Below are 3,785 nucleotides of genomic sequence, written 5' to 3' on the forward strand. Positions count from 1 at the left end.
TCCGTCGTCGGCAGCGTCAGATGTGTATAAGAGACAGCGCGGCCGCCTCGCCGGCAGCGACGGGGAGGTCGTCACCCTCACCGTCCTCGGCACCACCGACCTGCACGGCAACGTCTTCAACTGGGACTACTTCAACAACCGCGAGTACGACGACAAGACGCACAACGACATCGGCATCGCCAAGGCGTCCTCGGTCATCAAGATGCGCCGCGCCGACCTCGGCGCCGCCTCGACGCTGACCCTCGACGCCGGTGACACGATCCAGGGGACGCCCCTCGCGTACTACTACGCCAAGATCGACCCGATCACGGGCGGCGCCACCCACCCGATGGCCGCCGCGATGAACCAGGTCGGCTACGACGCCGCCGCGCTCGGCAACCACGAGTTCAACTACGGCATCGACACCTTGCGCGCCTTCGAGAAGCAGCTGAACTTCCCGCTCCTGTCGGCCAACACCGTCGACTGGGACACCGGCGCGCCCGCCTTCAAGCCGTGGGTCATCAGGACCGTCAAGTTCGAGGACCGCAAGCCGATCAAGGTCGGCATCCTCGGCCTCGTCACCCCGGGCGTCGCGATCTGGGACAAGGCCAACGTCGACGGCAAGCTGAAGTTCCCCGGCATCATCGAGCAGGCCAAGGTCTTCGTGCCCCGCCTCAAGGCGGCCGGCGCCGACGTCGTCATCGTGTCGTGCCACTCCGGCACCAACGGCAAGTCCTCGTGGGGTGACGCGCTGCCCTACGTCGAGAACGCCAGCCGGCTCATGGCCGAGCAGGTCCCCGGCATCGACGCCGTCCTCGTCGGCCACTCGCACGTCGAGGTCGTCGACAAGGCCACGAACGCCCAGACCGGCAAGCAGGTCCTCCTCGTCGAGCCGTACTACTGGGGCATGCGCGTGGCCGAGATGACCCTCTCGCTGCAGAAGGTCCGGGGGCAGTGGCAGGTCGTCGACTCCGCCGGCCGGCTCTGGAACGCCAATGCCGTGCCCGAGGACCCCGCCGTCACGGGCGCCGTCCGGGCCGCCCACGAGAAGGTCCTCGCCTACGTCAACGGCGTCATCGGCACGTGCACGCAGGCGATGTCGGCGGCCACCTCGCGCTACGAGGACACCCCGGCCATGGACTTCATCAACTACGTCCAGGCCGACGCCGTCAAGAAGGCCCTCGCCGGCACGCCCGAAGGCGCACTGCCGATGCTCTCGATCGCCGCTCCGTTCAACAAGCTCGCGGCGATCCCGGCGGGCGACGTGACGATCCGCGACGTGGCCGGGCTCTACATCTACGACAACACGCTGCTCGGCATCGTGCTGAGCGGCGCCCAGGTCAAGGACTACCTCGAGAAGAGCGCGTCGTACTTCGTGCAGTACTCGGGCACCGGGCCCGTCTCGGCCGACACCATCACGAACGCCGGCGGCACCCCCGACTACAACTACGACATCATGGGCGGCCTCGACGCGCCGCTCACCTACGACATCGACATCGCCAAGGCCGTCGGCTCGCGCATCACCGGCCTCGCCTACGCCGGAGTGCCGGTCGCGCCCGACGCCCGGTTCGTCGTGGCGATCAACAACTACCGCCAGTCCGGTGGCGGCGGCTTCCCCGGCGTCACGACTGCCCCGGTCGTCTACAACCGGCAGATCGAGATCCGCCAGCTGCTCATCGACTGGGCCACGGCGAACACGGTCATCGACCCGGTGACCTTCTCCAGCACCGACTGGCGCCTCGTCAGCAACGGCACGCCGGTCACCGTCACGAACGCCTGACCTCCGGCTCCACCCGACGCCGACAGGCCCGCCCGGCCACGAGGTGGGGCGGGCCTGCCACGTCGACGGAGGGTCAGGCCCCGACGAGCACGCGGTGGCCCCACGCCGGCAGCGTCAGGGTGTCGCCGACGGCGAGCGCGACCGGCGTCCCGTCGAAGGCGTCGACCCACGAGCCGGCCTGCGGGCCCTCGCCGAGGGTGACCGTCGCGGGCTCGGGGGAGAGGTTGAAGGCCGCGAAGACGCGGTCGTCCTCGGCTGCGCGGACGAAGGCGATGACCGAGGTCTCGTCGCTGTTGGGGACGCGCACCATCCGGCCGCCCCACGACCCGTTCCAGAGGGCTCGGTGGGCCTTCTTCAGTGCGAAGAGGGTGCGGTAGAGCTCACCCTGCGGGTCCTCGCGCCACTCGATGAGGTCCTTGTCGAAGAACGCGAGCCGCTTGTCGCTGCCCGCCTCCTGACCGTTGTAGACGAGGGGCACGCCCTCGCCGATGACCGACAGGACGGTCGCCGCCTCGAGGGCGTCGCCGAACTGCTCGTACTCCGTGCCCTCCCACGCGTTCTTGTCGTGGTTGCTGACGAACGTCATGCGGTAGGCGTCGCGCGGGTAGAAGCGGTCGTTCCACGCGTAGTAGACCTTGAGCGCCTCGACGTCGGCCTTGCCCATCGCGATGCGGTGCATCGTCTCGTTCCAGCTCCACGCGTACGTCATGTCGAAGGCCCGGGTGTGAAGGTCGCGCGACTCCCACTCGGCCAGCATGAAGACCGGCTTGATGGCGTCGAGCTCGCGGCGCACACCCTCCCAGAAGTCGAGGGGGACGAACCCCGCGACGTCGCAGCGGAACCCGTCGACGTCGGCCTCACGCACCCAGTACGCCATGGCGTCGGCCATGTACCGGCGCAGGCCGGGCTGGTCGTAGTCGAGGTCGATGATGTCCTCCCAGTCCCACCACGGCGTCGGCCGGAAGTCGCCCTTCCAGTCGCGCGCGTACCACTCCGGGTGCTCCACGGTGAGCGGGTTGTCCCACGCGGTGTGGTTCGCGACCCAGTCGAGGATGACCTTGAGGCCGAGGCCGTGGGCGGTGTCGACGAAGTGGCGCAGGTCCTCGAACGTCCCGAACTCGGGGTTGACGCCGAGGTGGTCCCGCACGGCGTAGGGGCTGCCGAGCGGCCCCTTGCGGTTCAGCTCGCCGATGGGGTTGACCGGCATCAGCCACACGACGTCGATGCCGAGGTCGCGGATGCGGGGCAGGTGCTCCTCCGCGGCGCGGAACGTCCCCTCGGGCGTCATGTTGCGCTGGTTGACCTGGTAGACGGTCGCCGACCGGCTCCACTCGGGGTGGACGAGCCGGACGCCGGGGACGGGGGTCGTGAGGTCGGGTGCCTGGTCGGGCTGGTGGTCCGCAGTCACGGGGTGGTGCCTCCTCGGGCGAGGTCGAGCAGGTGCTCGACGAGCGGGACGGTGCGGTGGTCGAGACGGGTGGCGAGCGAGATGACGGTCGAGGCGCGGGTGACGAGCTCGTCGTCGACGACGCGGTCGATGACCCGTTGCAGGTCGGCGTTGTCGCGCCCGACGATGCGGATGAGGACGTCGCCGGACCCGGTGATGGTGTGTGCCTCGAGCACCTCCGGGATCGCGGCGAGGTGCTCGACGACGGGGGAGTGACCACCGCGGCCCTGCCGGATCTCGAGGGTGCAGAAGGCGGTGACGGGATACCCCAGAGCGGCGGGGTCGACATCGGGGGCCATCGAGCGCAGGACGCCGGTGCGCTGCAGCCGGTCGAGCCGGGCCTGGACGGTGCCGCGCGCGACGCCGAGCCGGCGCGAGGCGCCGAGGACCCCGATGCCCGGCTCGTGGAGCAGCAGCAGCAGGATGCGGCAGTCGAGGGCGTCGACGGGTGGCCGGGACGCGGGTCCGGAGGACGACATGGGCAAAGTGTCCACTGTTGAGCGGTACAAGGGCAACACTTTGCGCACTGTGCCCAGCGGCGAGGCGACCTGTTGACCACTGTGGCCCGGTGGGTCACGC

The 3,785-nt window shown here is 69.7% G+C and carries 3 protein-coding genes; 1 reads left to right on the forward strand and 2 read right to left on the reverse strand.

The features are described 5' to 3' along the window. The first annotated feature begins 22 nt into the window (after positions 1-22). Positions 23-1,759 (forward strand): bifunctional metallophosphatase/5'-nucleotidase, encoded by a 1,737-nt coding sequence (locus ACR9ZK_RS20955; RefSeq protein ID WP_481343898.1) that lies wholly within the window; start codon positions 23-25, stop codon positions 1,757-1,759. 73 nt (positions 1,760-1,832) lie between these two features. Here ACR9ZK_RS20955 and ACR9ZK_RS20960 read toward each other — a convergent pair whose 3' ends face one another. Together ACR9ZK_RS20960 and ACR9ZK_RS20965 are read right to left on the reverse strand one after the other, a co-directional pair. Further along, positions 1,833-3,167, reverse strand: coding sequence for an alpha-amylase family glycosyl hydrolase (locus ACR9ZK_RS20960; RefSeq protein ID WP_481343899.1), 1,335 nt, complete (start codon positions 3,165-3,167; stop codon positions 1,833-1,835). Then, the gene (locus tag ACR9ZK_RS20965) at positions 3,164-3,685 is read right to left on the reverse strand and encodes an Lrp/AsnC family transcriptional regulator (protein WP_481343900.1); all 522 of its coding nucleotides are present in this window, start codon (positions 3,683-3,685) and stop codon (positions 3,164-3,166) included. Before ACR9ZK_RS20965 ends, ACR9ZK_RS20960 begins: the two co-directional genes overlap by 4 nt. Between the last annotated feature and the right edge of the window lie 100 nt (positions 3,686-3,785).

It is taken from the genome of Monashia sp. HAY1-5C (genome assembly GCF_056755255.1).